At 59.7% G+C, this 22,946-nt stretch carries 20 protein-coding genes; 6 read left to right on the top strand and 14 right to left on the bottom strand.

What is annotated here, in order from left to right; genetic code table 11:
- Positions 1-75 precede the first annotated feature (75 nt).
- Together C566_RS0115530 and C566_RS0115525 are read left to right on the top strand one after the other, a co-directional pair.
- A complete protein-coding gene (locus tag C566_RS0115530; RefSeq protein WP_018775273.1) occupies positions 76-540 on the top strand; it encodes a DUF6325 family protein in 465 nt (154 codons plus the stop codon).
- Positions 541-579: 39 nt separating this feature from the next.
- Positions 580-909 (top strand): SHOCT domain-containing protein, encoded by a 330-nt coding sequence (locus C566_RS0115525; RefSeq protein WP_196802391.1) that lies wholly within the window; start codon positions 580-582, stop codon positions 907-909.
- 594 nt (positions 910-1,503) lie between these two features.
- On the opposite strand, the gene C566_RS22780 is transcribed toward C566_RS0115525, so the two are convergent.
- The 5 genes from C566_RS22780 to C566_RS23475 all read right to left on the bottom strand — a co-directional run bounded on the left by C566_RS22780 (position 1,504) and on the right by C566_RS23475 (position 4,465).
- Complete coding sequence (locus C566_RS22780; protein ID WP_155846912.1) at positions 1,504-2,439, bottom strand: hypothetical protein; 936 nt, start codon at positions 2,437-2,439, stop codon at positions 1,504-1,506.
- 381 nt (positions 2,440-2,820) lie between these two features.
- Positions 2,821-3,333 carry a hypothetical protein gene (locus C566_RS0115515; RefSeq protein WP_018775271.1) on the bottom strand — a complete coding sequence of 171 codons (513 nt, stop codon included), beginning with the start codon at positions 3,331-3,333 and terminating at the stop codon, positions 2,821-2,823.
- The gene (locus C566_RS22480) at positions 3,330-3,704 is read right to left on the bottom strand and encodes a helix-turn-helix domain-containing protein (protein WP_196802390.1); all 375 of its coding nucleotides are present in this window, start codon (positions 3,702-3,704) and stop codon (positions 3,330-3,332) included. Before C566_RS22480 ends, C566_RS0115515 begins: the two co-directional genes overlap by 4 nt.
- A gap of 32 nt (positions 3,705-3,736) precedes the next feature.
- Entirely contained in the window at positions 3,737-4,099 is a 363-nt protein-coding gene (locus tag C566_RS22775) for a hypothetical protein (protein ID WP_155846911.1), read from the bottom strand.
- Between the two features lie 162 nt (positions 4,100-4,261).
- A complete protein-coding gene (locus C566_RS23475; protein WP_196802389.1) occupies positions 4,262-4,465 on the bottom strand; it encodes a tyrosine-type recombinase/integrase in 204 nt (67 codons plus the stop codon).
- 273 nt (positions 4,466-4,738) lie between these two features.
- On the opposite strand from C566_RS23475, the gene C566_RS22770 reads away from it, so the two are divergent.
- Positions 4,739-8,266 carry an ATP-binding protein gene (locus C566_RS22770; RefSeq protein ID WP_155846910.1) on the top strand — a complete coding sequence of 1,176 codons (3,528 nt, stop codon included), beginning with the start codon at positions 4,739-4,741 and terminating at the stop codon, positions 8,264-8,266.
- 341 nt (positions 8,267-8,607) lie between these two features.
- Here the strand turns inward: C566_RS22770 and C566_RS0115490 are convergent, their stop codons facing one another.
- The 7 genes from C566_RS0115490 to C566_RS22765 form a co-directional block, all read right to left on the bottom strand.
- Complete coding sequence (locus C566_RS0115490) at positions 8,608-9,018, bottom strand: hypothetical protein (RefSeq protein WP_018775266.1); 411 nt, start codon at positions 9,016-9,018, stop codon at positions 8,608-8,610.
- Positions 9,015-9,266: a helix-turn-helix domain-containing protein gene (locus C566_RS22470; protein WP_081627355.1), complete on the bottom strand. Its 252-nt coding sequence runs from the start codon at positions 9,264-9,266 to the stop codon at positions 9,015-9,017. Before C566_RS22470 ends, C566_RS0115490 begins: the two co-directional genes overlap by 4 nt.
- Positions 9,267-9,387: 121 nt before the next feature.
- Positions 9,388-9,684, bottom strand: a complete 297-nt coding sequence (locus C566_RS0115480) for a DUF1040 family protein (protein WP_155846909.1) — start codon at positions 9,682-9,684, stop codon at positions 9,388-9,390.
- Positions 9,685-9,976: 292 nt separating this feature from the next.
- Positions 9,977-11,470: a hypothetical protein gene (locus tag C566_RS0115475; protein WP_155846908.1), complete on the bottom strand. Its 1,494-nt coding sequence runs from the start codon at positions 11,468-11,470 to the stop codon at positions 9,977-9,979.
- Positions 11,471-11,616: 146 nt separating this feature from the next.
- Entirely contained in the window at positions 11,617-12,552 is a 936-nt protein-coding gene (locus tag C566_RS0115470) for a restriction endonuclease (RefSeq protein WP_018775262.1), read from the bottom strand.
- A 682-nt stretch (positions 12,553-13,234) separates the two neighbouring features.
- Positions 13,235-14,749: a hypothetical protein gene (locus tag C566_RS0115465; RefSeq protein WP_155846907.1), complete on the bottom strand. Its 1,515-nt coding sequence runs from the start codon at positions 14,747-14,749 to the stop codon at positions 13,235-13,237.
- 247 nt (positions 14,750-14,996) lie between these two features.
- On the bottom strand, positions 14,997-15,587 hold the full coding sequence (locus tag C566_RS22765) for a hypothetical protein (protein ID WP_155846906.1): 591 nt from the start codon (positions 15,585-15,587) through the stop codon (positions 14,997-14,999).
- A gap of 383 nt (positions 15,588-15,970) precedes the next feature.
- Between C566_RS22765 and C566_RS0115450 the strand changes: the two genes are divergently transcribed.
- Positions 15,971-16,624 carry a helicase associated domain-containing protein gene (locus tag C566_RS0115450; protein WP_018775258.1) on the top strand — a complete coding sequence of 218 codons (654 nt, stop codon included), beginning with the start codon at positions 15,971-15,973 and terminating at the stop codon, positions 16,622-16,624.
- A gap of 248 nt (positions 16,625-16,872) precedes the next feature.
- On the opposite strand, the gene C566_RS22760 is transcribed toward C566_RS0115450, so the two are convergent.
- On the bottom strand, positions 16,873-20,769 hold the full coding sequence (locus tag C566_RS22760) for a hypothetical protein (RefSeq protein WP_155846905.1): 3,897 nt from the start codon (positions 20,767-20,769) through the stop codon (positions 16,873-16,875).
- A gap of 294 nt (positions 20,770-21,063) precedes the next feature.
- The gene (locus C566_RS23470) at positions 21,064-21,444 is read right to left on the bottom strand and encodes a helix-turn-helix domain-containing protein (protein WP_081627353.1); all 381 of its coding nucleotides are present in this window, start codon (positions 21,442-21,444) and stop codon (positions 21,064-21,066) included.
- An 88-nt stretch (positions 21,445-21,532) separates the two neighbouring features.
- Here C566_RS23470 and C566_RS22755 point away from each other — a divergent pair, with 88 nt between their 5' ends.
- Together C566_RS22755 and C566_RS0115420 are read left to right on the top strand one after the other, a co-directional pair.
- On the top strand, positions 21,533-21,712 hold the full coding sequence (locus C566_RS22755; protein ID WP_155846904.1) for a hypothetical protein: 180 nt from the start codon (positions 21,533-21,535) through the stop codon (positions 21,710-21,712).
- Between the two features lie 361 nt (positions 21,713-22,073).
- Positions 22,074-22,892 (top strand): metallophosphoesterase family protein, encoded by an 819-nt coding sequence (locus C566_RS0115420; RefSeq protein ID WP_081627352.1) that lies wholly within the window; start codon positions 22,074-22,076, stop codon positions 22,890-22,892.
- Positions 22,893-22,946 lie beyond the last annotated feature (54 nt).

Raw genomic sequence — 22,946 nt, 5'->3', positions numbered from 1 at the left:
ACGGCCCGGCGGGGACCGCCCACACTAAGACCAGTGCGCCAGACAGCGTGCTCGACACAGACCGGAGGAATACCAGTGACAACCACACCGGAGACTGAGGCCCACGGGCCGGTCGACTTCGTACTCCTGGAGTTCCCCGTATCGGGGTTGACGGGACAGGCGAGTGAGGAACTCGTTAAGCTCGTCGAGCAGGGCGTGATCCGCCTCTTCGATCTCCTCGTCGTCATGAAGAATGACGACGGATCTGTCGAGGTGCTCGAACTGACCGACCCAGGCGGTCCCGCGGCGGGGTTCTCCTACTTCGAGGGAGCCCGTACCGGGCTTTTGGGCGACGATGACATCGCCGAGGCATCGGCCGCACTGCTCCCCGGGACGGTGGCCGCGCTGATCGTCTACGAGAACACCTGGGCCGCCCCATTCGTGGCGGCTGTTCGGGACAGTGGCGGCGAACTCATCGCGAGCACGCGGATCCCTGCGCCGGACGTGATGGAAGCACTTGATGCCCTTGACGCCGCTGCACCTCCGGTAGCCGACGCCTAAGACCTGACGCAGAACAAGAGATGTGAGAGGAGAAGAATTATGGGACTTCTTAGGGGTGTGGCACGGACGGCAGTCGTTGCCGGGACGGCCAGTGCAGTCAGCGGCCGGGTCCAGCGCCGCCAGGCCAACAAGTTTGCCGAGAAGGACGCCGCGACGGCGGCCAAGCAGCAGGAGGCCTACGATGCGCAGATGGCCCAGCAGCAGCCACCGCCGCAGGAATACCAGCAAGCGCCGCCCCCTCCTCCGGCCGCCGGCGGCATATCCAACGAAGCGCTCGAGCAGCTCAAGCAGCTCGGGGCGCTGAAGGAGCAGGGGATCCTCACCGAAGAGGAGTTTGCGGCCCAGAAGGCGAAAGTCCTCGGCACCTGACGTTGGCGTGTCGCGTAAGGGGAAGGGAAGTGCCTGCCGGCGCTTCCCTTCCCGCTTAACGCACAAAACTCCCCGCCGGCAGAAGCCGGCGGGGAGTTTTGTGAACCCAATACGGGGTGGAGCACCGTTGCCGGGCCCCTATGTGGAGGTAAAGGTCATATCTGATGTGTCTCATCCTGCTGGTGTCTCAGAGAAGTCATTCGATGGCAACCTCGGGCGTGCTAAGAGTGTCTCATCGTGCACCACGCCCCGACGCCCGCCGCGCCTATCTTTGACGATAACGGCGGGCAGACCGGTTGCTAGCGTTTTTGTTTGGAAGGCTCGGAAGTCACGAGCAGCTGGGATGGCAGTCGGTTCCCACATCACGGAGCAGTGACGGCGATCAGGCGTGTCATGGCAAAGTGTTCGGGCTATGACTGCGAGCCTCTTGGCTTCCGAGTGGTGACCGGAGTCATACAGTTCCGTTGGGTCATCCAGCCAGTCCATATTATGGCGCAGCAGTTCCCACAACTCGACTTCAGGCATAGTCACCATTTGATTGAAGCTGGTGGAGGAGAGCTTATAGGGCAGCGTGCCAAGGTCACGAGAGACCGGTTAAGCTCCCCAGTGAACATCGGACAGGAAGCTTCCTTGCAATGTCGGCGTGCAGAGTGAACTCATGAAAAGAGGGTCAGAGTAGGTGAATTTCTGACCCCCGCCATTTTTGGAGAACGTTCCTGGACGCGCCGGAACCCCTCCCACCCATCGTTGGCCAATAGGTATTGTAAGTGCAGCGCCCCCAAGCCCTAGGTAATCACCGACGGCGAAAAGAGTCTTGAAGTCGGCGAAGACGTGATCCGAGAAGCTGGCTCCATTGTTCACAACCTCAACGCCATCGCCCGATCTGCTGGCTTTGCCGACTCTGATGAATATGCCCCGGCACCATATCTCTGCTGTTTCGAGAATGATCTGATCTGGCGGCGCCAGTGTGAGAGCGAGGACGACGTCGCGAGGCCCTCGACGCACGGTGAGGCGCCTTCCTTCGAAGGTCACATCCCACGTTTTCACCGAATGCCGCAGTTCGCCACCACGCACGAGAAAGAGAATGTGGTCGTTTTCATCACGAATGGTGATGTCCAGGCTGATACAACCCTCAATAAAACGAATCCCAAGGATCGCCTCGCCGTCCACTTCGATGGCCGTAGCCTCTTTCGTGGGTTCTGTGCACTGGAACTCATTCGAGCCCAGGCTCACAGTGAACGAACGTCCTTCAAAGTAGATGTCGTGTGGTGACCCGAGGCTCCTCGCGATGTTAAACGGTGTCGCATTCGCCCGACGCACAATCGAAACTGGTAATCGGCCGGCTGTTTTCTCACGATGGTGCTTGTCGCAGAGGAGTGTCATCTCATCCGGGTCGTGGCCGGTGACCCCATATCCAGCCATGTGCTCATACTCGAAAACAGGGGCGCCGCACATGACGCAGCCGAACCCGCATCGCTGTCGAACTGAGCGTTTGATTTCCGCCGGTATCGGGTCTCTCTTGTTGCTCACCGCTCCACTTTAGCGCCAGTCCACTTCGGCGGGCGGCGCCTTCGTGGTTAACGCCTAGGCTGGTGGCCATGGACAGCTTCATCCAGGACGGTACGACCTTCGAGTACCTCAAGCCGATCGGGTTCGATCGCCCCGAGGACGTCCAGTTCTAGGGGTGCGGGCACTATCCGAAGGTCCTGGCAGCCGTGCCGCTAGTCGACGGCGGGACGGTGGACGTTTATGGCGAGTCCAGCCGCTGGAGCCGCCCGCACGTCAGTGTGTCGTGGGTGGATCACGATGGCCACACGAACTGGGCTTGGATACGCAAAGAGAACGTCTGCCGTGCCAGAGAACCGGAGTGGGATCTCGACCAGTACGGCCGCTGCGCCGAGGTCATCCGGGTCATCCGGTGGGGTGATCGGTTCCCGGCGCTTCTGCCGGAGGTAACTTAGGTTGCGTTGAAGCTGCGCGTCCCTCATCGAGGTCCTCATGCTCATGTTCCGCATGATCCTCGTCCCCCATCTCCGCGATCTTAGGTTGCGGAGCTTTAGTCGGCATCTCGAACAACCTTTCTAGTTCGAGCATCCCGAGCGCGGCCCGGGCCTGCAATCGGCATAGATCGTATAGCGTTTCGAGGGCCTCCGACTTCGCCAAATATTCAGCGTAATCGTTCTCAACTTCCACCAATCCACTATCAACAAAAATGGAACCCATCGTCACGGTAAAGGTGGCTTCATCGTTGGCACCGTGAAGAGTGGCAATCACAACCCGGAAGTCGTCATCGTCATCGAGTTCCTCTGCGGAATACGAGCAACTCCAAGATAAGTGAGCATCACTGACCTGAGCGGCGTGCACTTCCATCCCGAGGACCCTCGGGTCAGAAAGGATGAACGCGTGATTAAAGGGGCTCTTCATCGCTTGCCTAACATCAGCTCGAGCAACCGGTCGTTGCCTGGCCGTGCCTCATGCTGAACACGCAGGTCTCGACAGCTTCTATAGGCCATTCCAATTAACTTCGAAGGATCTGCCGGTTCTGGCTTTGATTCACGCTCAACATTGAGCACGAGTTTCGCGCCCAGCGCGTGCAGAGTCTTGGCAAGGTTGCGAACGGTAATGTTGCGCTCACCGGAAAGCCGCGCCGTGATTTCACTTCGTGGCACACCCAGTTTTCTCGCTAGGTCGGCGCGGCTTAGCCCTGCCTTTTCCATGGCCTCAGCGATCAGCTCACCGGCATCCACCATGGCTGATTCTTCGGCGTACACAGCTTGATAATCTTCATCCCCCACACGGAAGACGCTTGAAGTCCTCATGGCGTCCCTCACTTCCATTCCCAAAATATGTCTACAGCCTTTTGAATCTCCGTTGGCACCCGGTTGTCCTTTGGCTTTTCTCTTCCATGAGTTAAGTACCAGGTTTCATAATGCCTAACGAGATAGAGCCGATACTTGTCGACCTTGAGTTCGTAAATTTCTACGTCCTGCTCTCGCCCGAGCCGTCGGAGGTTTTCGGGGCTTTTGATCGAGTGGTGATCGCGCAGCCGCTCGAAGTACCGCTGGTACCTTGCTTGGTACCTGGGAAGCAACGATCCAATGAACTCTTCTGCATCGCATATCCCCGATCGTCGGACGAGGCCTAGGACTGTGTCACAGTCCGGCAGCATTCTGATGCAGTGTTCAGTCATATCTGAACACCTGATGTCAAGGTACCACACGCCACCAGGGCGGTGGCTATCAGTTCGATCACAGTTCGCAGCTTCCCCAAGTGGGCGGCCGGCGCCCTCGATCAAACTCTCATCATAGGGTGTCTCGACTACGCACGTCGCAGCCACTCGCTTAGCGCCGGCCTATCCCAGCGCGTCAGCCGCCGCGGCGTCGGATGCCTTCGCAGGTCGCGCATAGACCCGGAGAGTTGTTTGCGGTTCCTCGTGCCCTAGCCTGGCTTGCACGACGTGGACCGGCACGTTGGCGTCGAGCAGGTGCATGGTGTGGACGTGGCGGATCTCGTGGATCCTTAGCTTTCGGTCTGGCTCTTGCCAACCTGCTCCCACATGAGCGGCTGCGGCGCCAGAAGCCTGAACGAGTGCCTTGGCCGTAGGTGATTCCGGCTGACGGTCTCCGATGACATCCCAACAAAACGAAGTTGTCCCATGCAGCGGCCTAGCGGAGCCGACATAAGTGTCGCTTGACTCGCCACACTCTTCGCAGCCTTTGCACCTAACTTCCCTAGTAGTGTCGTCCTCGTACGACACTCATTTGGAAGGCGCTTCGGCACCCTATCGTTACATCCACCACTTATTGAAAAATGATAAAAGGGGGGCCACGTGCCGCTGATCGATCGTATCGAGCAGGCACTCGCCCGTGGTGTAGACCCCGACGTTTTTGAGCGTGCCGCCAGCGCGCTGTTGCAGACCAGATACCCGTGGCTCTCGCCCGTTGAAGCTGGCCGTGACTTAGGGCGTGACGCCGACATCTATCGGGTAAGACCTGAAGACCCGGAAAGTCGAGGACGTCTTCTCGCCACAACCGGCGATCCTCTCTCGAACCTAAAGAGCAGTCACAAAAGTTGGTTGAAGGAACAGTCGTCAGGTGAGTTTCGTGTTGACGCACTTGTCATCACGACCACGAACAACCTCACCGGAACAACCCGGAAAAAAATAGACGAGTACTGTCGGCTCCACGGATTGCCGCTGCCGGAGTATTACGGCCATCGGTGGCTAGTGGATGCCCTCAAAAGCGACGCGCATTGGCGAGAAACGTTGATTGGGATTCGCGGCCGACTAGATGCCCTAGTTCCAGCGTCCCAGTTCGCTACCTCTGAACAGCAGATCCTGCTTGGAAGAGAATCCGACCTTGCAGCACTCCGGGAACACCTAGACCAGAGGAGAGATGTCGTTCTTTCCGGGGTATCGGGGGCTGGGAAGAGCAGAATATTGGCCGAGCTGACGGACGCGCTTCAGGTTGAACCCCTCGCCCGCGACCACCTCCTCGATGATCTGATGGCGTTGAGCCCTTCCACAGTTATCCTCGACGACGCACACTTGCGGCTTGACCTGCTCACCGAGCTGACGCGACTGCGAGCTCAGGAGGGTCTTTCGTTCAGGATTGTGGCAAGTTGCTGGCCGGAAGAGACAGCATCAACATCCTCTCGGTTGAGCGAGCCAGCAGCCGTCTTGTTAGACCTGCTCCCCAGGGTCGTTATGGACGAAATTGTCCGCGGTGCCGGCGTAACTGCGGTTCGCACGCGTCATCTTATCCTCTCTCAGGCAGAGGGCCGACCTGGCTGGGCACTGACGCTGTGCTCTGCGGTAGTGACCGCCAGTGGAGCCAACATCTTTTCCGGTGAAGCGTTGCTGGACCACGTCCTTCGACACCTGAGGCAGGAAGCAGGCTCAGTCCTCACCATCGACCTTCTCGCCTGTATCGCGGCCCTTGACGGAGCTGACCACGTAGACCTTGAGGCAATATCCCGCATTCAAAATCGTCCCCTTCCGGTTGTAATGAACTCGCTGCATCAAGTTGCCACTAATGGCTTGGTTGAGTCGCGCAATGGCAAGTGGCACCTGCAGGCCGCTCTGTCCTCGGCGCTCGTCAGCGGGTGGTTCTTCAGTGCGAGCCGCTCTGGCTCCTGGGCACTCCTTGTCGAATCGTTTCCAAACCGGAAGCATGAACTTATCTCGTCTATGCTCCGAGCGGCCAGCGCTACGAACACTGAAGAAGCGGTGACCGCAGCGCATGCATGGGCGACCGGCCTTGAACCTGCCCAGGAATGGGACGCCAACACGCTCTCGCTTGTTCGGGAGTATGCACTCGTGTGCGCCGCGGCTGCCGACTTCGCCGCCGATTCCGCTCGAACTCTCTTGAGCCATCCACGCGAGCCTCAGGTGTCATTGTGGGGCATACAGTACGATCCGCTTTCGGACTGTGCCGCGAACATACTTCGTACCTGCGCCAGGTCCTATTGCAATGAGGCAGCCGTGCACGGCCTCTTAGACATGGCGACAACCGACAACCGACCTCGCAATACCCACAGTGACCACCCGATCCGCGTGATTGCTGAGCTGGCGCAGCATCTGGATCCGGACCGAGGTTCCATATTCCAGGTACGAGAGGTGCTGCTGAAGCATGTAATGACGTGGGCCAACTCCGGTACGGACGGAGACTTGAAGTGGGTTGTGTGGGCCGAATCAACCAAGGAGGTGTTATCACCAACTGTAGAAGGTGCGTGGTCGGATCCGGGTCACTTCAGTAATTTCACAATGGCGAGCGGCGTGGAATCCGCCGGGCGCCTGTTGGAATTGACGGCACTGTGGGTTGCACATGTCGCTCCGTCGCTCGCCGCAGTGCGGCTTGCAACGTCTGGTGCAGCTCCTGTGAAAGCATTGCGGCATCTTGTAGATCTCTTCGGCACATGGATCCGGGCTGCCGGAGGCATAGGACCTGGCGGGTCTGAGGTGGACGCTGACCAGCGAGCGGCAGCAGTCGAAGGTGCTTGGACCATCCTTGACAGTCTCCGGCCCTGGGTAGAGACACACGCCGGAGTAGCGCACCTCATAGTTGAGGACCTGGAGTTGGCCCGCCAGTGGGGCGTACGGCCCCGGAACCAATGGCCGGCCATCGTCGTTGATGAGGACTTCGAAGACTTCGCAGGGCGGCGAGGTGTAGATTCGTGCGAGGACTGGGAGCTACAGCGGAACAATGAAGCTACTGCTTTCGCTCATCGTTTGCTTCACCTCGGGCCCCGTTATGGAACGGTCCGTTTCATACAAGTCGCACAGCTTGCCGCCGCCGTTGAAATATCTGGTCATGGATACCCCGTTCCGGCCAGGGTCGCGGAGGCATGTGAGGATCCAATCGAGTGGCTTCGTGAGGCAGTAGCAGGCAGCTCAGCAGTTCTCGCACATCAGTTTCTGCTTGAGGCTCTTCGCCGCGACATGCGGGTGCCCAAGTCATTGATCGGCACTGCCCTAAGTACCGAAGGCGTAAGATCTGCTGTCATCGAGGCAGTAGTCGGTGGAATTTCCTTTACCGAAACGTCCCGCCAAGTCGTGGAGGCGTTGACGGCTGACGACGCAGTTTGCCTGGACCGACTTTTCGCTCGAGACGAGGCGGACCCGTTGCTTGCCGCCCTACTTGTGCATGACGTCAAGCGTGTACGAGCACAGGCTTCTCTTGCATTCTCAATGGGGGCTAAGCATGGACCCCCGCTCCCGCCAGAGTGGCGCGACACATGGCGAGCGGCGTTCCTGGAAACCGATGCGGCCTCCGTAAGCGACCGCTCAATGTGGAGATTGAAAAAAATACTTGAAGACTTGAGTCAAACCGACCCTGCCCTGTGCGCTGACTGGTTCGCGCACCAGTTTGCAGGCGAAGAGGAGCAAGTCCACGGTGCCCTCGACAGGGTGAAGCACGTGCTCAGAAAACTACCGCGTGGTGAACGAGAGTCGTTGGCACTTAAGTCTGTGTCTGAACCAGACCACATCCATCTCTTGCCGGAGTTGATCGGTTACGACGCGGAGCTGAGTGCCGCTCTGCTCAGGGACGGAGCAATCAGTGTACATAACGCCATGGACGCCCTGTCTGGCGAACGAGACGCAGGTGCAGAGATTCTGGCCCCAGTCCTGCTTGATGCTGGCGTCACGCCCCAGCGGATCGCTCGACAAATCTTCGGATCGGTTTCTTGGTCTGGTCCCGAATCCGTTGCTATCCAAGCCGAGATTGAATGGTTCAACGGCCTCGCCGTCCGCAACCCCCGGCTAATACCTGTCAGCAATGCGGCTATAGGAGACCTAAAGACTGACTATGAGCGTGCACTTATTGAGGAAAAGCGTGAGCGGATCCGCGGTCGGTAGGCCGAGGTCTTCCCTCCGATCGAACTGGTGAGCAAGTCGCCCCACCCCCGCCGGCACCCGCACGCGATTGAGCGCCTCAGCCAGAAGAATCACATCCGCCTCCAGGAACAAGCTGTCCGGTCCAGCACGGCCGCGTCGCTGTAGGGACACTGGTACAGCGCGCGGACCTTTACGACGCCGTTCTCGGTGAGTTGCGGGCCGATCATGTCGACAAAAAATGCTGCTGATTGGCGTTAAGGTCTTGTCCCCGACGAACTCAGGCTCAGACAGGGAATTAGCGCAGCCTGGCGGTCCATGACGACCGCAAGCCCGGTGCCCGCGCCGCTGTCAAACACAGCCCATCAGTCCTGGATGACGGATTCTGCTCTGCTAAGGAACCCCATGCCGGGATGTCGACGAAGAGCCCGGATCCCTGCCGGTGACCCTACAGCCAGCATCCCTACCGGGAGACTCCTCTGGACCAGGTGCTGGAACGCACCAATCAGCACAACGACTTCCTCTCGAAGGGGCACACGAATGTCACGCAGAATCACGTAGCCGGCGTCCTGTAAAAGGGACGGGTCGCCTACTGTCCAGCGTGCGTCGATCACATAGAGGTCCCAGCCGGCGGCCTCTACAGTTTTTCTGGCAGTCGCGATGACCACTTCGCTCGCAGCGGCATTAGCGCACGCCGCCACGGTCATGGTCGCAAGACCACCCCACCCGTGTGCAAGAGTTTCGGCCAGCTCCTGAGCCCATTCGTCGGCTCTCACGCTTCCTCGGCCTCTACTGCGGCGAAGTCGCCGCCGGCGATCTTCTCCTCGACCTTCCGGTAAGCCTCGTCGATGTAGGCCTGCAAGTCATCGATTCCGGTGCGCCACTGTCCACGGGAACCAACCTGGAAGCCTCTAAGCTCACCGCTTCGAAGAAGGGATCGTATCGCGGCCTCGCTGACGTTCGGTTCTTGCGCAGCCTGTTCGACGGTGAAAAAGCGTAGCGACCTCGGATGTTCCTCGTTCATTGCTACATCGTAAGTGCCGCGGCATCGGCCGGTAGTCGTTTTCTGGCTACGCGCGGGCACGTTGTGCCGGAACGCCTGTGCAGCCCGAAATTGGACATCCAACCACTTTGGGAACCGCTGTCTAGCCCTGATACTTGTCGGAGCGCCGCCCGGAGGATCTCGCGTGCTGCTCAAGCATGTCGATGAACGAGTCGTCTTCGAGTATCCGAGCGTAGGAGCTTATACCAAGGCGCTCAGCGAGGTTGGCCGTCATCTGCCAAAACCTCTCGTCGGGGTGGGCAAGCCACTCATTCCGGAGCAGAGAAAGCACGCGGTCCATGCGCTCAGCCGATCTCGCTGACCCATCAAAGAGATCCTCCGTCAGTCGCTCGGTTTCAGGACTTTCAGACGCAGCAGTGCGCTTTGTAGGCTCGCTCATAGACGGATTCTATCGGCACGGCTTATATGGGCAGGTCTGGTCCACGGCGGCGACCGGCAGCCTGTTCGGTCAGCCCACGCCGCCGGCGCAGGGTCGGAGTGATGCTCATTGCAGGGACGCCCGTCACTCGTCTCGAGGCACTTCATCTGCAGGACGCCAACAGCCAGCATTATGGCACTGTGGCGTCGCCAAAATCACCCTAGATCCGTTCCACGAATCTGTCCGGGTGACTATGATTGGGCGGCTTCGCAGGCCTGTCAGATGACTTGAGGAAGCTGCTCGGACGGCGTCCCTAGGCGTCAATGTCTTCTACTGGCAAGCCGACAAATGAAGCGGGGGCGCCAGTCAGCCTCTCTTCGACCAGACTCGTGAGAGTGGTAACACGTCGATCGGCGCAACCACCAACAGAAACGGTGTCTCGTAGAGGGATCTCTGTCCAGCCAACCTTCCACCCGCCCGTGCCAGGGGGATCATCAGGACGCCGCTCCGGTTCAATGTCCGCCATCACGAGTCTTTGGCCTCCGGCCGAAATCAGCACGTGATGTCGACCCGGGTGCCAGGGCTCACCTTTGGACGCCGCTTGTCGTGATTCAGCCAGTACGGTTTCCCGCTCCGGGCCGAGTAGCCACGCTTTAACTAGAGTTTCCGACCATATATCTTGGATAGGGACAACATTTTCCAGGCGGACCCCAATCCCACCGCCCTCGGTAGCATCAAACTGCAGCTTGGTGACCCATCGCCTTTCCTTCTCCTGAGGGAACTCTAGGTCGGGGGCCCCACAGTGCGTCTCGAGCCGACGTATAGCCAGGGTCCCCCGGAGACCGTCCTCACTTTCGGATGCTGACCATTCCTCACGATTTTGGGTCCTACCGGTGTCCGTAAGCCAGGTGTGGAGGTCTCGGAAGGCTCCGGCTGGGTCGATGTTTCGGTTCGGGGTGGTGATCGCCGTGATAGCTACGGCCAAGGGCTCATCGCGCGGAACCTCACGCACGACGATGCCGCCCCGGTAGTCCCGTCGGACGCCTACCGCCCAGGTATGTCTTGCCTTGTTCTTGTTCCAACCACGTTCCGGTTCCCGAGCGCCGTCCCGGTACGGCTTTTGGGCGGCTTTGTGAAAGCTTTCCAACGGAAGGTGGCCAAATCCCAGGGCATTGTGGTCGTCGTCCAGCATTATCGGCATTCCTGCTGTGTACGTGAGATCCGCGCTGGCATAGTGCCCGACGAAATCTGAGTAAGTGAGGCTACCGTCGACGCGTTCTTCAGCGAGGTTAGTGTCGACACTTGTACGGATTGCTTCCCATTCGTCCGCGGACCGGGCACGCCTGTCGAAGGCATCGGACAGCGGAGTAGCCGGCACAGAATACGAGCCGATTTCCCGGTCCGGATCTTCTTTTCTGATACCGGGGGACTTGCTTTCGGCGTTCCTGACGGCCCGGGCTTCACAACGCTCGATCTTCTTGTGGAAACGGAGCTCGGAGGGTATTGGATCACCAAGAAGGACAAGGCGGCGGGCGGAGTACTCCCTGAGCTTGCGCACAGACAGCACATCTGCCTGCCGGGCGGCATATTCCGCGAACTGTAAAACGTGGCCGTTGCCTGGATCATCGGTTCGGCTTTGGGCGACCAAAGCCAGTTCAATCACCTTGCGGATGTGGGCCAGAGCCGCGGTTGGTTCCCCCGCTCCAATGGCCGAGATGGCCTCCCGAGCCCTCTGAAAGTATTCTTCGGATCGAAGAGAGCTCAATTGCCCTTCAACGCGGTCATCTGCGAAAGCTTTCTGCCCCATGGGAACACCATACTGGCGACCGATCCTGTGCGGACGGAGAAACACCTGCATGACTCTCCGACGACTCCAACAGCGCGATGAGCCAATGAACGAGATCCGAAAGGACCTGACTTTACAGTGCCCTCACAGGTATCTCGGCTCAGGCCCTAGACCGCTGCTGGGTCTTCGTCCAGCACCCACGCTAGCTTCAGCGGCAATGCGGCCCTTGTGGCGTCCGGTAGCTGCGGATACACCGTGAACAGCTTGTCAAGGACGTCCTCCGCATCCCAGAAAGCCATCCGGGTCCGTTGCTGTGAGAATTCCCGCTTCACTGCTGAGTTGATGCCTCCCCAAGCCACCAAGAGCCCTTGGTCCGCCTGATTGGTGGATACAGCACCCTGGAGCCCGCGGGCTACCTGCGCCTTGACCTGGGTGGGTTCCGATTTAACCTCCACCACTAGCGTCGGGGAGTCGAGTCCGAGCGGACCGCTGCCGGCAAGGATGTCCACTCCCCCGTCCGGCCCTGCCGGTGAGACGGTGCAGACATATCCCAAGGCGCTCAGGATCTCCGCTACCAGACCGGTGAGTTTGTGCCCGGAGAAGTTCTCGATGATGTGCGTGCGGATTCGGTCGCGTATGGCTTCAACGGTCGGCGCGGGAGCCGGGTCGAGCAGCCCCGACTCGTCCAACTCCCGTTCCTCAGCCCGCTCTGCCGGGGACGGCACCTGCCGGGCAGGGACACCAAGGGCCCCTGGGTCGCTTCCAGCCTCAAGGACAGCCCACAGCCGGGATTCGGCATTGTGTCGCGTGGCCTTGAACACCGTCATGGCACCGTTGATCGTGTTCAACAGGTCATCCTTAAAGACCGACCTAGAGATCCGTTCAGGAGCCCAGCTGACCCCGATGTGGTGGCGCCGTGATCTGTCCGGTTCGGCGCCGTCGTAGGCGTAGCCAGCCGTACACGTGCCTAAGGCGATCTGTCCGTTGCTCTTGAGCGGCATGACGATCAGGTCGCCCGGCTTTATGTCGCGCCGGAGCGCCCAAAGCTGACCGGCGAAGTTGGCTCGCGTGCCGGGCTTGCCCTGCGGGTAGGCATCGTCCACAACAGCTCGGACATCTTCTCGCGATCGACAGCCGGTAAGGCTGCCGACGCCCGTGAAACTCACCCCGGCCCGACCTTTTGCCAAGTTCCAGTCCTCGGCTTCGCCGGCGGCTCCTGCCCGAACAATCCACGCTGTCACGTCTTAACTTCCCCTATCGGTTCTTCGCCTCACGGCCTCATACACGCATTGAGTGTATGGTGGGCTCACTTCGGAAACGACATGTTCCACGGGTCGGATACCCTGCTGACCCTACGGTGTCTGACCCCCAGATGCGGACGATCGGGATCCATGCCTCAAACTGGCAGGAACTTTGGACTTGAGATCCTCATACAAAGCAGCGCCCGACCATAGGCTCAGCGCCACCAGTGGCCAATCGATCTGGCTATATCGACACACTGGCGAAATTGCTGTGCCGGCGGGAGGGAGGCAAATGTTCGGCCCGACGTCGGGACTCCCAAGCGCCATTAACAGGGCCTCTGTTTCCTGTCAGACTGGGCTCTAGGACCCGGGGGACGGGCGTCAACATGTACGGCATGGGCGAGTCCTTGCGCGCCCTCAGACGCCCGACAACACACACTGGTAAAGCTCCGCCCGTTCGAAAGCAACTACCGAGCTCAGGAAGGTGGAGCTCATCCGTTGCAGGCTCATTTTGCGGCGGCGTCTAGGGCCCGAATTTGGCGCTTTAGACACCTTGCTTCCGCCTGCGCAGGAAATCGAACCGTGCGAGCTTTTCCGGGTGAGCGAGTATATCCAATAGATGCAGCCATGCCAGATCGGAAAACTCCCCTGGGATGTGGCCATCATGGGCCGCGAGCAAGGCCCGATCTCGTTGAGTCGGGGTCTTATCGAATCCGTGCAAACTGTTTCGTACGATTGCCAGCCAGTCGGTAACGGCGGTCTTTCGCTGCACCGAAACAAGCTTTCCTTGCTGGTCAGGGAGCCGAATGGTCCCGCCGTGTTCAGGTGTTGACTCAAAAAACCCGTCCTCGAGTGCAGCGACGACTCTCAGACTCCGCTCGGCCCGGCCCAGGAATACCGCTTGGGCATCCTCTGGCAGATCCGTTCGCAACCTCTCCAGAATCTTCTCAATGCTTGACCTTCCAACAAGGTCTTTCCATTTGCATCCAGGAATCATCCCCTCAAGGCGTTTGAGGAAGCTAAAAGTGAGAGCACGCCGCGCGTGACCATCCCTGGTGATCGTCAAAATGGACTGGCAGTCACGGAACATCTGTTCGACGCTGAGCAAGCGTTCTGTTGCCGCGGCCGGATCGAACGTTCCTTGAGAATCCTCGAAATTGGCAGGTTCTGTGACGATCGAAAAAAGCGTACTGAGCTGGTTTATCCACCACTGAGCTGCGCGGATATACGCCTTAGCACTGATGTCCGCGGGCGCGGCCTCATCCTCGAATGTGTTGTGCGGGGGGCCTAGGAGTTGGATCTTGTCCCTAGACAGAGGCTCCTGCCCTGAGACGGCGCTTCCAAAGAACAGCAGAATGACGCCGCCGGCTCGAGGAATGGGGTATGCCCACACAGCGGGACTAAGACTGGCGCACATGCAGGCGAGATACGCTCCGAAGCCCAGCGTGGAGTCTGAGAACAGGCCCTTGGATGAGGGGGCGAACCCGCCCTCGATCTTGAAGGCCTCGTGGAGGGTATGTTCCCCTGTGGTCAGCAGTGACCGGATGACTGAGAACCTGTAGCCCACGACATCTTTGATCTCTACGAGGTAAGCCGATGGATTATCCACTGCCGGCAGAAGGAATTCGTTGAAGGTCTGCCGAAGCATGACGGCTGCCGCGTCGGCAGTTGGAGCGGCCGAGACCAGCATCGTCATGCTCATCAGAAGAGCACTTGCTTCTTCGGGGTAATTTCTTGCGAGTCCAGCATGTCCAGCGCGTGCCGCCTTCCAAATCTCAGGCTCAATGACGCCGTCATGCCTCTTCAGCCGCCGAAGTCTTGAATATGCATCCACAGACTCGGAGTTGGAGGTATCCGCCAGCTTGAACATCCTAAACAAATCACCGTTGGTACCGTGCCGTCCCTCGATGCTCCCGATAGACCAGACATTTGGTTCTGCCGTGGGTTCAACCAGCCACTCGCAGATTTCAGCGATCGCCGCTGGGTTCCCTCCCATCATCCATTCGGGAACTTTCGCCTTGATAGCGGCAGCTTTCGGTCGAACCTTCTTGCTGCTCATGAACGTTCCTGAACTGGCTTGGCTGTCCTCGGTCCAAGCGACCTGGTCACGCTCGACATAATCATGCTGAGCGTCTCGGCGACCCCCTGCAGTCTCTTGCCCTGCCGCGGAAGATCTCGTGCCGCTTCGAGTTTCGCGCAAAGACGGTTACTTTTTCCCATAGCAGGCAACCTCTCTACCCATGACGGGTCTTGTATGAGCTACGAATGTTGAAGTTTTCGCCACTGCGGCCAGTGAATTCTTGTTGCTATGTACGCTCGTAGGCAGTACGTGCGAGCTGGAGTGCTTGGTCGAGGGTGCTCTGATCTATGATGCGGATAGAGACGCGATACGCGCGATGGCCTGTCGTCGGCCGCCAGGCGCCGGGGGCGATGCTGTGCAGCTCCTCGTTGGAATCAAACGCCAGCCGGAAATTGACGTGTCCATCAACTGCATAAACATAGGCAAATCCACCTAATTGAGACCCGGTACGCCGAATTCGCAGATAGCGGGTGTAGTCGAGCGGCGCTCCCGCCTGACTGCCCTTCGGCTTGATTCCATGTACTGCCACGTCCGGCCAGCCTGACGCCTCGGCAAGAAAACGGCGAAAGTGCTCAGCAGCCGGATTACTCGCCAGCTGTGCTTTAACTACAGACTGACCCGCAGAAGCGACTCCCGGTACGTCAGCGCCGTCCACGTTGGTATGCTCTCGGCTCTCGTCATCCGCCGATTCAAACTCGTCGTCGTATTCATGGCTCTCCGAGCTGCGGCGGGCCAGTCCAGTCAGAAGCTTAACTAGCACAGGAGAGGCCTCCAGTTCCTCGACGGTTGCCTCGATCTCAATATGGTTGAACTTCACGCGGGATCCTTAGAAAGGCGGTTTGTTCCGTACTCCCGCAGCGTACAGGAGCTACTCTATAGAAGCTACCATCTATAGGAAGTAGTAGCAGCTATGAGAAGTTGCTATCCAATACGACCGACACGTGGACATGATCGGCTGAGTGACAACAATCCGGCAGCGGCCGCCAAGGGAAGTCGGATAGCGGCCCGCGGCCGAGCACGAAAATGTTGGTTCGGCGCTTCGTCGCTGGCCCTTCTGTCTTTTGCTCTGCAAAAGGCATCTCACTGCGCGCTAAGACGTCGAGTCGAGCGGGCTGGGAGGCTCCGTTTGGTCCCCCAGTGTCTGTGGACCCGCGGTGCCGACCCGACTTGTGGATAGGCCGTGGCAGGATGGGGTCCAATATGGACGGGCGGTTGCGGCGCGCTCCTGACGCCGAATGGGTGCTGATGTACCGGCACGGGCTGAGCCGGAAACGCATCGCTGCCCTCGTGCGCGCCGAGCCGGCCGCGGTCGGATACGACTTGGCCATCGCCCGCCGCCAGGACCCGGCCCTCGAAGCGGCACATCAGGCCGCGGCCGGGGGTGCACCCATCCCGTACCCTTCCCCCAAAGATCTCGCCCGCATGGAACAGGTCATTGCCTGGGTCCTGGCCGAAGGCAGGACCCAGGCCTGGCGTTCCGCCGACAAGGAGGAAAGGTCCATGGCGAGGTGGCTGACCGCGCGGCGGCGCGAAGCAGCCGCCGGCACCTTGGACCGGGCCTACAACAACGGACCTGCCACGGTGCCGGGGTGGCAGCAAAACCGCAGGGAATCCGAGGACGAGGCCCGCTGGCACCGCCGCCGGACCCAGCTTGCGGCCTACCGCGAGGAAGGCAATTCCTGGCCACGCCACCACGACTATGACTCAGTGCGCGAGCACACGCTCGGTGTGTGGATCCACACCCAGCGGTACAAACACCGCCGCGGTGAACTGGATCCCGTGAAGTCTAAGCTCCTGGACGACACCGTTCCCGGGTGGCAGACCGGGAGGACCCGGGGCCGTCCCCGGCGGTGACCGAAAGACACGCCTCCCAACAGGCCACCGGCTGGGACGTCACGCGGGCCCGTACACTCAGAGTGGTTCTCCAGTCCTCCCAGCTTGGACAACCGGGAACCTCCACGCTTGAGTCCTTGGATTCGCGCAGAGGCTTCCTCATGGGTGTGGGCCTCGGCCTCTCATTGAAGGTTGCATGTGAAAGGCCCGGCTGAAATAAATGACCGCGAACCGCAGCGGATACTGTCCCAGGACACGCGACGCCTTACTCATAGCAGACTGAGGATGCTGGCCATGGAGACAGCGTGAAGAAGCCGCGCCTGGTCAGCGTCTGGCTGCTCGCCCGAGAGCGTCTGGTACAGGACACTTGCCAATTGCCCAGCGGGAAGGCGGCCTTCTTCTTCTGCCATAACCTGCGTGCACAGATCCACTAAATGGTCAACGATTGGATGGTCTACTGGGATGTCAGGGGTCAGATACTCTGCCGGATCAATGTCGTCTTTGGGAGGCGTTGCCGGCCATGCCCCATTCCGCATCTGTCGCAAGGCGGCGGCATACGATCGGCCTGCCAGTTCCTGGAGTAGGCCGGCGACGTCTTCCGCCAGGGCTGCCGATTGCGGAATCAAACCTGCAGCGTCAAAAAGAGAGATACGCGTCTCGAGAGGCACCGGAAGCAGATCAGCTGCAAGGTGTGTCGTGAGCTGGAAAGCTAAGGGAAGCGCCTTGTCCTCATAAGTTGCCACCACGTAAACCCGTGCAGTCAGTCCATCCCGGAGCTCGCGCTTTGCGTTTTGGAGATCGACCGCAAGGTCGTCGAGCACGCTCAAGTCAGCCATCACGACTATGTCACAGCCGTCCACACTGTTTGCAGCTGGATCAGAGGAAAGTACACGGATTGGCCGATAGTCATAGGGCCCCGACAAAACCTCTTTCAGTAGATCGGACTCGCGAACGCGAGTCTCCTCCACGGCCAAGCTGACCGCTTGATCAACACTCTCTGGACTAGCCCTGATGAGTCGAGCAGCTGCCGGAGAAACGGCGACCGCACGTTGAAGGTTCAAGAGCCTGAGCAGAGCAACTGTAAGTGTTGGTGGCAGCGGGCTGCCGAGCGAGCCAAGAGTGGGGAGCCCTTCGCGCTGCGCCTCTTCTACGGCAGCATGCGCCTTCTGGATGGTCAGTGCGATACCGGTTGGGATCCGCTGCCCTGGGAGATCTTCCAGGACTCCGGCGATTAGTTCAAAGGCCCGGGATACCGGGTCGTGGCTGCGTTCGTCTTGATCGGTCTGAGCATGTGAAAGTCCCGGGTCCACGGCAACGGCGACGGGGCGGGCTTTGAGGGCCTTGATGGTGCGTCCAACCTCCGCCACTGACGACGTCCATTCCAGCCGGCGGGCAGCATTGTCCGTCACAGCGAGCCGATTGTGACTTTCCTCTAGTAGCCTGGTCAGTTCGTTGGAAATACGCACTTGCTCGCGCACGAGGTCCGTCCAGGAAGAAGACGCGTCGAGGCGCCGAACAGCGGCCTGATAGCTGACAGCCCGGCGTACGGACTCACGCCGCTTGAAGACCTCCCGTTTCAGACGTTTGTAGCCCGGTTCATGGTCGGCGATAACGTAAGGAAGACCCGACGGCGACAGAGTCCGGATCTCGACAACGTCCGCTTCCGGGCAGCCGTCGGCAAGTCTCTGCGCAATACGCATTGCTTGACCATGGACAAGGTCATCGGGATCCCTCCGCCCCGAATCCCAAGCCAAGGACGCGGACCGATCGGGTGCGGAATCTGGACACAAGACTGTTGCAGTCACCATGGTTCCATCACCTGACTGGCCCACCGATACGTTCAGCGCCCAGGGCTCCGTGCAAGTAAGCATGTTGGCTCGCGAATCCACATCACCAAAGCACGAAGATACCTGCGCACGGTTAAGTCCAGCTAACACAGCCAGGCTGTCGATAATCCGTGCGTGGATGTCAGCTTCGTCGGGGTTGTTCGGGGTTGAAAGGCCAGCGTATATTGCCAGTGCTTCGGCCTCGGTAATGTGAACCACGTCCAGACATGCTTCCAGCAGCCTGGCCACTAGCTCCGGTTTCTCGCCCGAAGCCAACCGCAACAGTTCATGCCCGGTGATCGTTTTGCCAACAGCTTCGGCGACCTTGGCGGGCCTGGGACCAATCGAAACAGCTATCTGGGACATTCGCTGCATGGTTTTGTCGAACTCAGATATACCAATCGGATCGGCGAAGAGCCCATGGTTGCCAATGCCATAGGTGAACAGGGCTATGTCATGCACGGATAGCTTTGCGTTCGCTTGCTCTCGCAGGACTGGGAGGCTTTGAGCTCCGTAGATCACTGAATCAGCGCGTTCGGCCCCTTCCAAGATAGATGCGACGACTAGTGCATCTTCGACGCTTGCTAAACGTCCGCCTATGCGGCGGGCCACAGAACTAACAGCCTGCGGAGCTTCCTGCGCGACTCTGCGGAGAAACCACCCGGCTAGAGGCAATGACACAGCTTCAGCTACTTGTGAGAGAGTCTGCGTCAAAGTCGGCGGTGGCGATTCGTGCAGAAGCTCGCTTATGGTTGCCGAGCGCAATTCGTGGAGTCCTCGCCATTCTGTATGGGACTGGAGAATCACATGTTCGCCGCGCAGACGGCCCAGAGCATCTCCCACGATGTCGTCATGTTCTTCAAGAAGTCGCGGGAGCGCTTCCGCTTCGAGACCAAGCCCCAATGCGTGGGCCGCGGTTACCCAACGCGCCAAGGTACGTTCTACCCTACGGTTTGGGTCTCGGAGACCTTCAACCTGTTCCGCAATCACGTCGCGGAAACGCTTGCCGGCGGTCAGCAGAGCCAAATACTCCATCAAGAGACCCTGAGCTCGGTCCCGAGCTTCGTCCGGATCCATGCTTAGCTCGATTCCAGAGTCCCGGACTGCCCTCGCAACGTCATCGGCCGTGGCGGCATCGAGCGTCAGCTCAATCATGGTTGCGCCCCCTGACACAAGCCTGGGCGAGAAGTCTTCACTCCGCGCCGCTCCCAGAAGGTAGACCCAAGGAATCTCACGGAGGCGGTGTACGGCGTCGGGCCATGCTGAGACGTGGGGCCTGCCCAAGTTGTCAACGGCGACCACGATAGGTGCCGTTTGTGATGGTCGCTGAAGGGTCACATGCCGAACCAATAGTTCGACTTCATCCGGTGTCGACACCCGCAAAACGCGCAGAACGCTCGCGCCAAGGAGCACATCTCGCGCAGCGCGCCACAACAGGACGGACTTTCCAGCACCGGACGGCCCGAGCAAGAAGGCGTACCGGTGTGAGGTGAAGCCATCCAGGATGGCCTGCATTTCCATGGACCGGACAACGTCGAGCCCCGCTCCAATCAGGCCAGGGGCACCTTCTGCCCCCAGAAAGAACTGGTCTTTTGTCAGCTTCGAGGTCGTGACGTAGCTGGCAGGTACGCAGACACCGGCTGACACAGCTTCATCCAAGCAGTCGAGGCCAACCGTCGATTGAACTTCCACGAGGACCGAATCTACGTCTCCCGCGGTTATCGTCTTCGCCGATTGAGCCGTCGTGGCTCGTTGATCGGCGGACGCCGCAGCAACCAGATCGTACATTCGACTGACCGCGAAGCCGGATACAGCTGGAGGGACGCCAAGGCTATCTACCAAGAGTTTTTCCGTCAGCGGACGCAAATCCCACGGAAGCCGGACGAGGAACGTCTTACCCAGCAGCCCCGCCGCAACCTCTTCAGAGATGCCGGCCGACACAAGGTGCTTCGCGACTTCCTTAACTCCGGGGCTGGCATGCGTCTGCATGTCGACACCCCACCCAGCGAAAGTCAGCCCTGACCCGAGTTCTCCGTCCGTCACCACGGCTACCGGACGGCCAGCGGCGTATTGGTGTGCGTGAAAGACAGCGTCGGCAAGTCGTGACGCAGCCATCCGGCCGTTCCCAGCAGCAAGTTCTTTCATCTGCACATAGGTGACCAAGCCGTCCGCATCCCTGCAATCAACGTCCTCAATTCCCTCTGGAGTGAAGTGCCTGAACTTCAATAGACCGATGCGGCCCATCACGAGCAAATAAGTTGTAACCTCGATCTGCCATGAAACCCCCGCCACATTTCTAGCGCCTTGCCGGAGTTGCGACCAAGCCTCATCCGGACCCACGGGGGCATCCTTATCGGTGATGACACGATCATTCGCTTCGCAATCCAGCGCGTTCGTGATCGGAGGATCTGATTGCAGCGACCGTGGACCCTTGTGCCGTCGCCGGACTGGACGTTGTGCGGGCCCCATGGCGCTCCCCTCGCGATTCAGTGGTTGGAATCCAGGAGCGTCCCGCTCCAATCGGCCAGTCTATTGGCTCCGGGGACCGTTCCATGCGAACGCCCGAACATAGGCATTCAGCGTCACTGAGCGTCACGTTCATTAGTGCGCGTGGGGACCAAGAGAGCCGTTGCCTCAGGGTTCGGAAGGAGCCGACAAACGGCTTCGTACGGCATTCCGATGTGGCAGCCGCCGTTGCCTGGGCTTTCGGGAAGAACCCGCAAACTGCCCCTTGAGTCCGCCTTTGATCACAGCAGCCGTTGGAGGCGAGAACAAATCCAGAATGTCCACGCCGAGAACGTCAGCAATATCCCATAACCGTTCGTAAGCAACACTCTTACGGCCCCACTCGATGCCAATAACCATGTTGCGGCTGAGCTGCGCCTCCAGGGCTAAGGACTCCTGCGTGAGCTCACGTAAGAGTCGGAGTTCGCGGATGCGCGAGCCGACCTGCTGACGGCGCTTCTCCCACCGCTGCAGCTGCTCTACGGGAGTCTGGGAAGGTCTGATGGGCACACCCCATGCCACTAGAATGGAGCATAATTGTCTGCTCCACTAGTGATACATGAGAGACAAATCACCGCCGCAAGCGAAAGGCCTTCCAATGGGAGTCTCAGTCATTCTCGATCTGAACGAGGACGTATCCGTGCCTGTTTTGAAGCACTTCCTTAGTTACGTACCCGAGGACTTCGAAGTCACGTTCGATCTCCGCATGCAACTCGAAGGCGGTGGGATACCGCAATTCCTCGAGATCCAGCTTCCGGTCCCACCGGAGCGCCCCTAACGACCAGCGGCGCAACCGCAATGGATTCAAGCCCACAATCAATAACGGACGCGACGTCTGGAAGCTTTGCGGTGCGGACCGCCTCGGGGACCCTGTACGCCATGCACTTGGTATCGCCCCGCGAGATCGTGAGGCTCCACGACGATCGGCAGCCTGTGCCGCGATATGCCCATTTACCGACGGCAGAGCTTCGCCGCGACGGCGAGACCATCAGGCTCCTAAAAATTGTGGACATGCATGTGGGGCGACGGGGCCTTATGTGGCTGGACGTCCGTCTCGACGGGATTCCGACGCTCCGTGGCACAACTGAGGTAGTTTCAATCTCTCGCCTCTACGACAGGAGAGCCTCGAGGAGGTCAAGCTGAATCCGGATGGAGCGATCGATAGATGCGCCGTCGAGAACTCCCCCTACGACCGCGGACCGTTCGTCGTCGCCGGCGACTGGCACGGCAACTTGGGGTGGGCCATCGCCACCATCCGATCAGCAGCGCGCGAAGGAGTCAGCACGCTGCTCCACGTGGGAGATTTCGCGTTGGACTGGCCAGGGGCTCTACGTGGCCGATACGAGTCCCGGCTGAACAAGTATCTGCAAGAGTTCGAGATGACGCTGATCCTGTCGGGCGGAAACCACGACAACTGGGATACGCTCGATCGGCTTTCCGTGGAGGAGGACGGGTTGGCGACCTTCCGTTCCAACATCAGGATCTTGCCCAGGGGCGGCCGGACCCAGATCAGCAGCCTCGTTGTGGGTGCCCTAGGCGGGGCCTTCAGTGTGGACCAAGATCATAGGTCCGAGGGAAAGGACTGGTGGAGAAACGAAGAGCCCACACCTGAGGAAGCTCAAAGGTTGATCGCCAGCGGCCCCGTTGACATCCTTATCACGCACGACGCCCCGGCGGGCGTCTCCTTGAAGAGCGAGCTCCAGCTTCCGCCTGACGTCGTCTGCAGGGCAGACCGGACCCGCGCACTACTCCGCGATGTCGTCGATGCTCTTGCCCCTCCCAACGTCTTCTGCGGTCATTGGCATCAGCGAAGGATTCAGGAACTGACCCACCCCGATGGACGCGTATCGCGAGTGGACGTGCTCGACAAGGAGCATTCACGAGTCGGAAACGCGGTGCTTGTTTGGCCCGGTAAAGCTCCACTCCGCATCGAGCCTCTCTACGTGAGAGGCATTTAGCCCGTCATAGGCTCGCGCCATCGGCGCCGACCCGTTCCAGAGTCCGCCACCAAA

This window comes from Arthrobacter sp. 131MFCol6.1, assembly GCF_000374925.1.
GTDB lineage: Bacteria > Actinomycetota > Actinomycetes > Actinomycetales > Micrococcaceae > Arthrobacter.
Note: the sequence above shows the minus strand (reverse complement) of the source record. Positions and strands in the feature narration are given on the sequence as shown.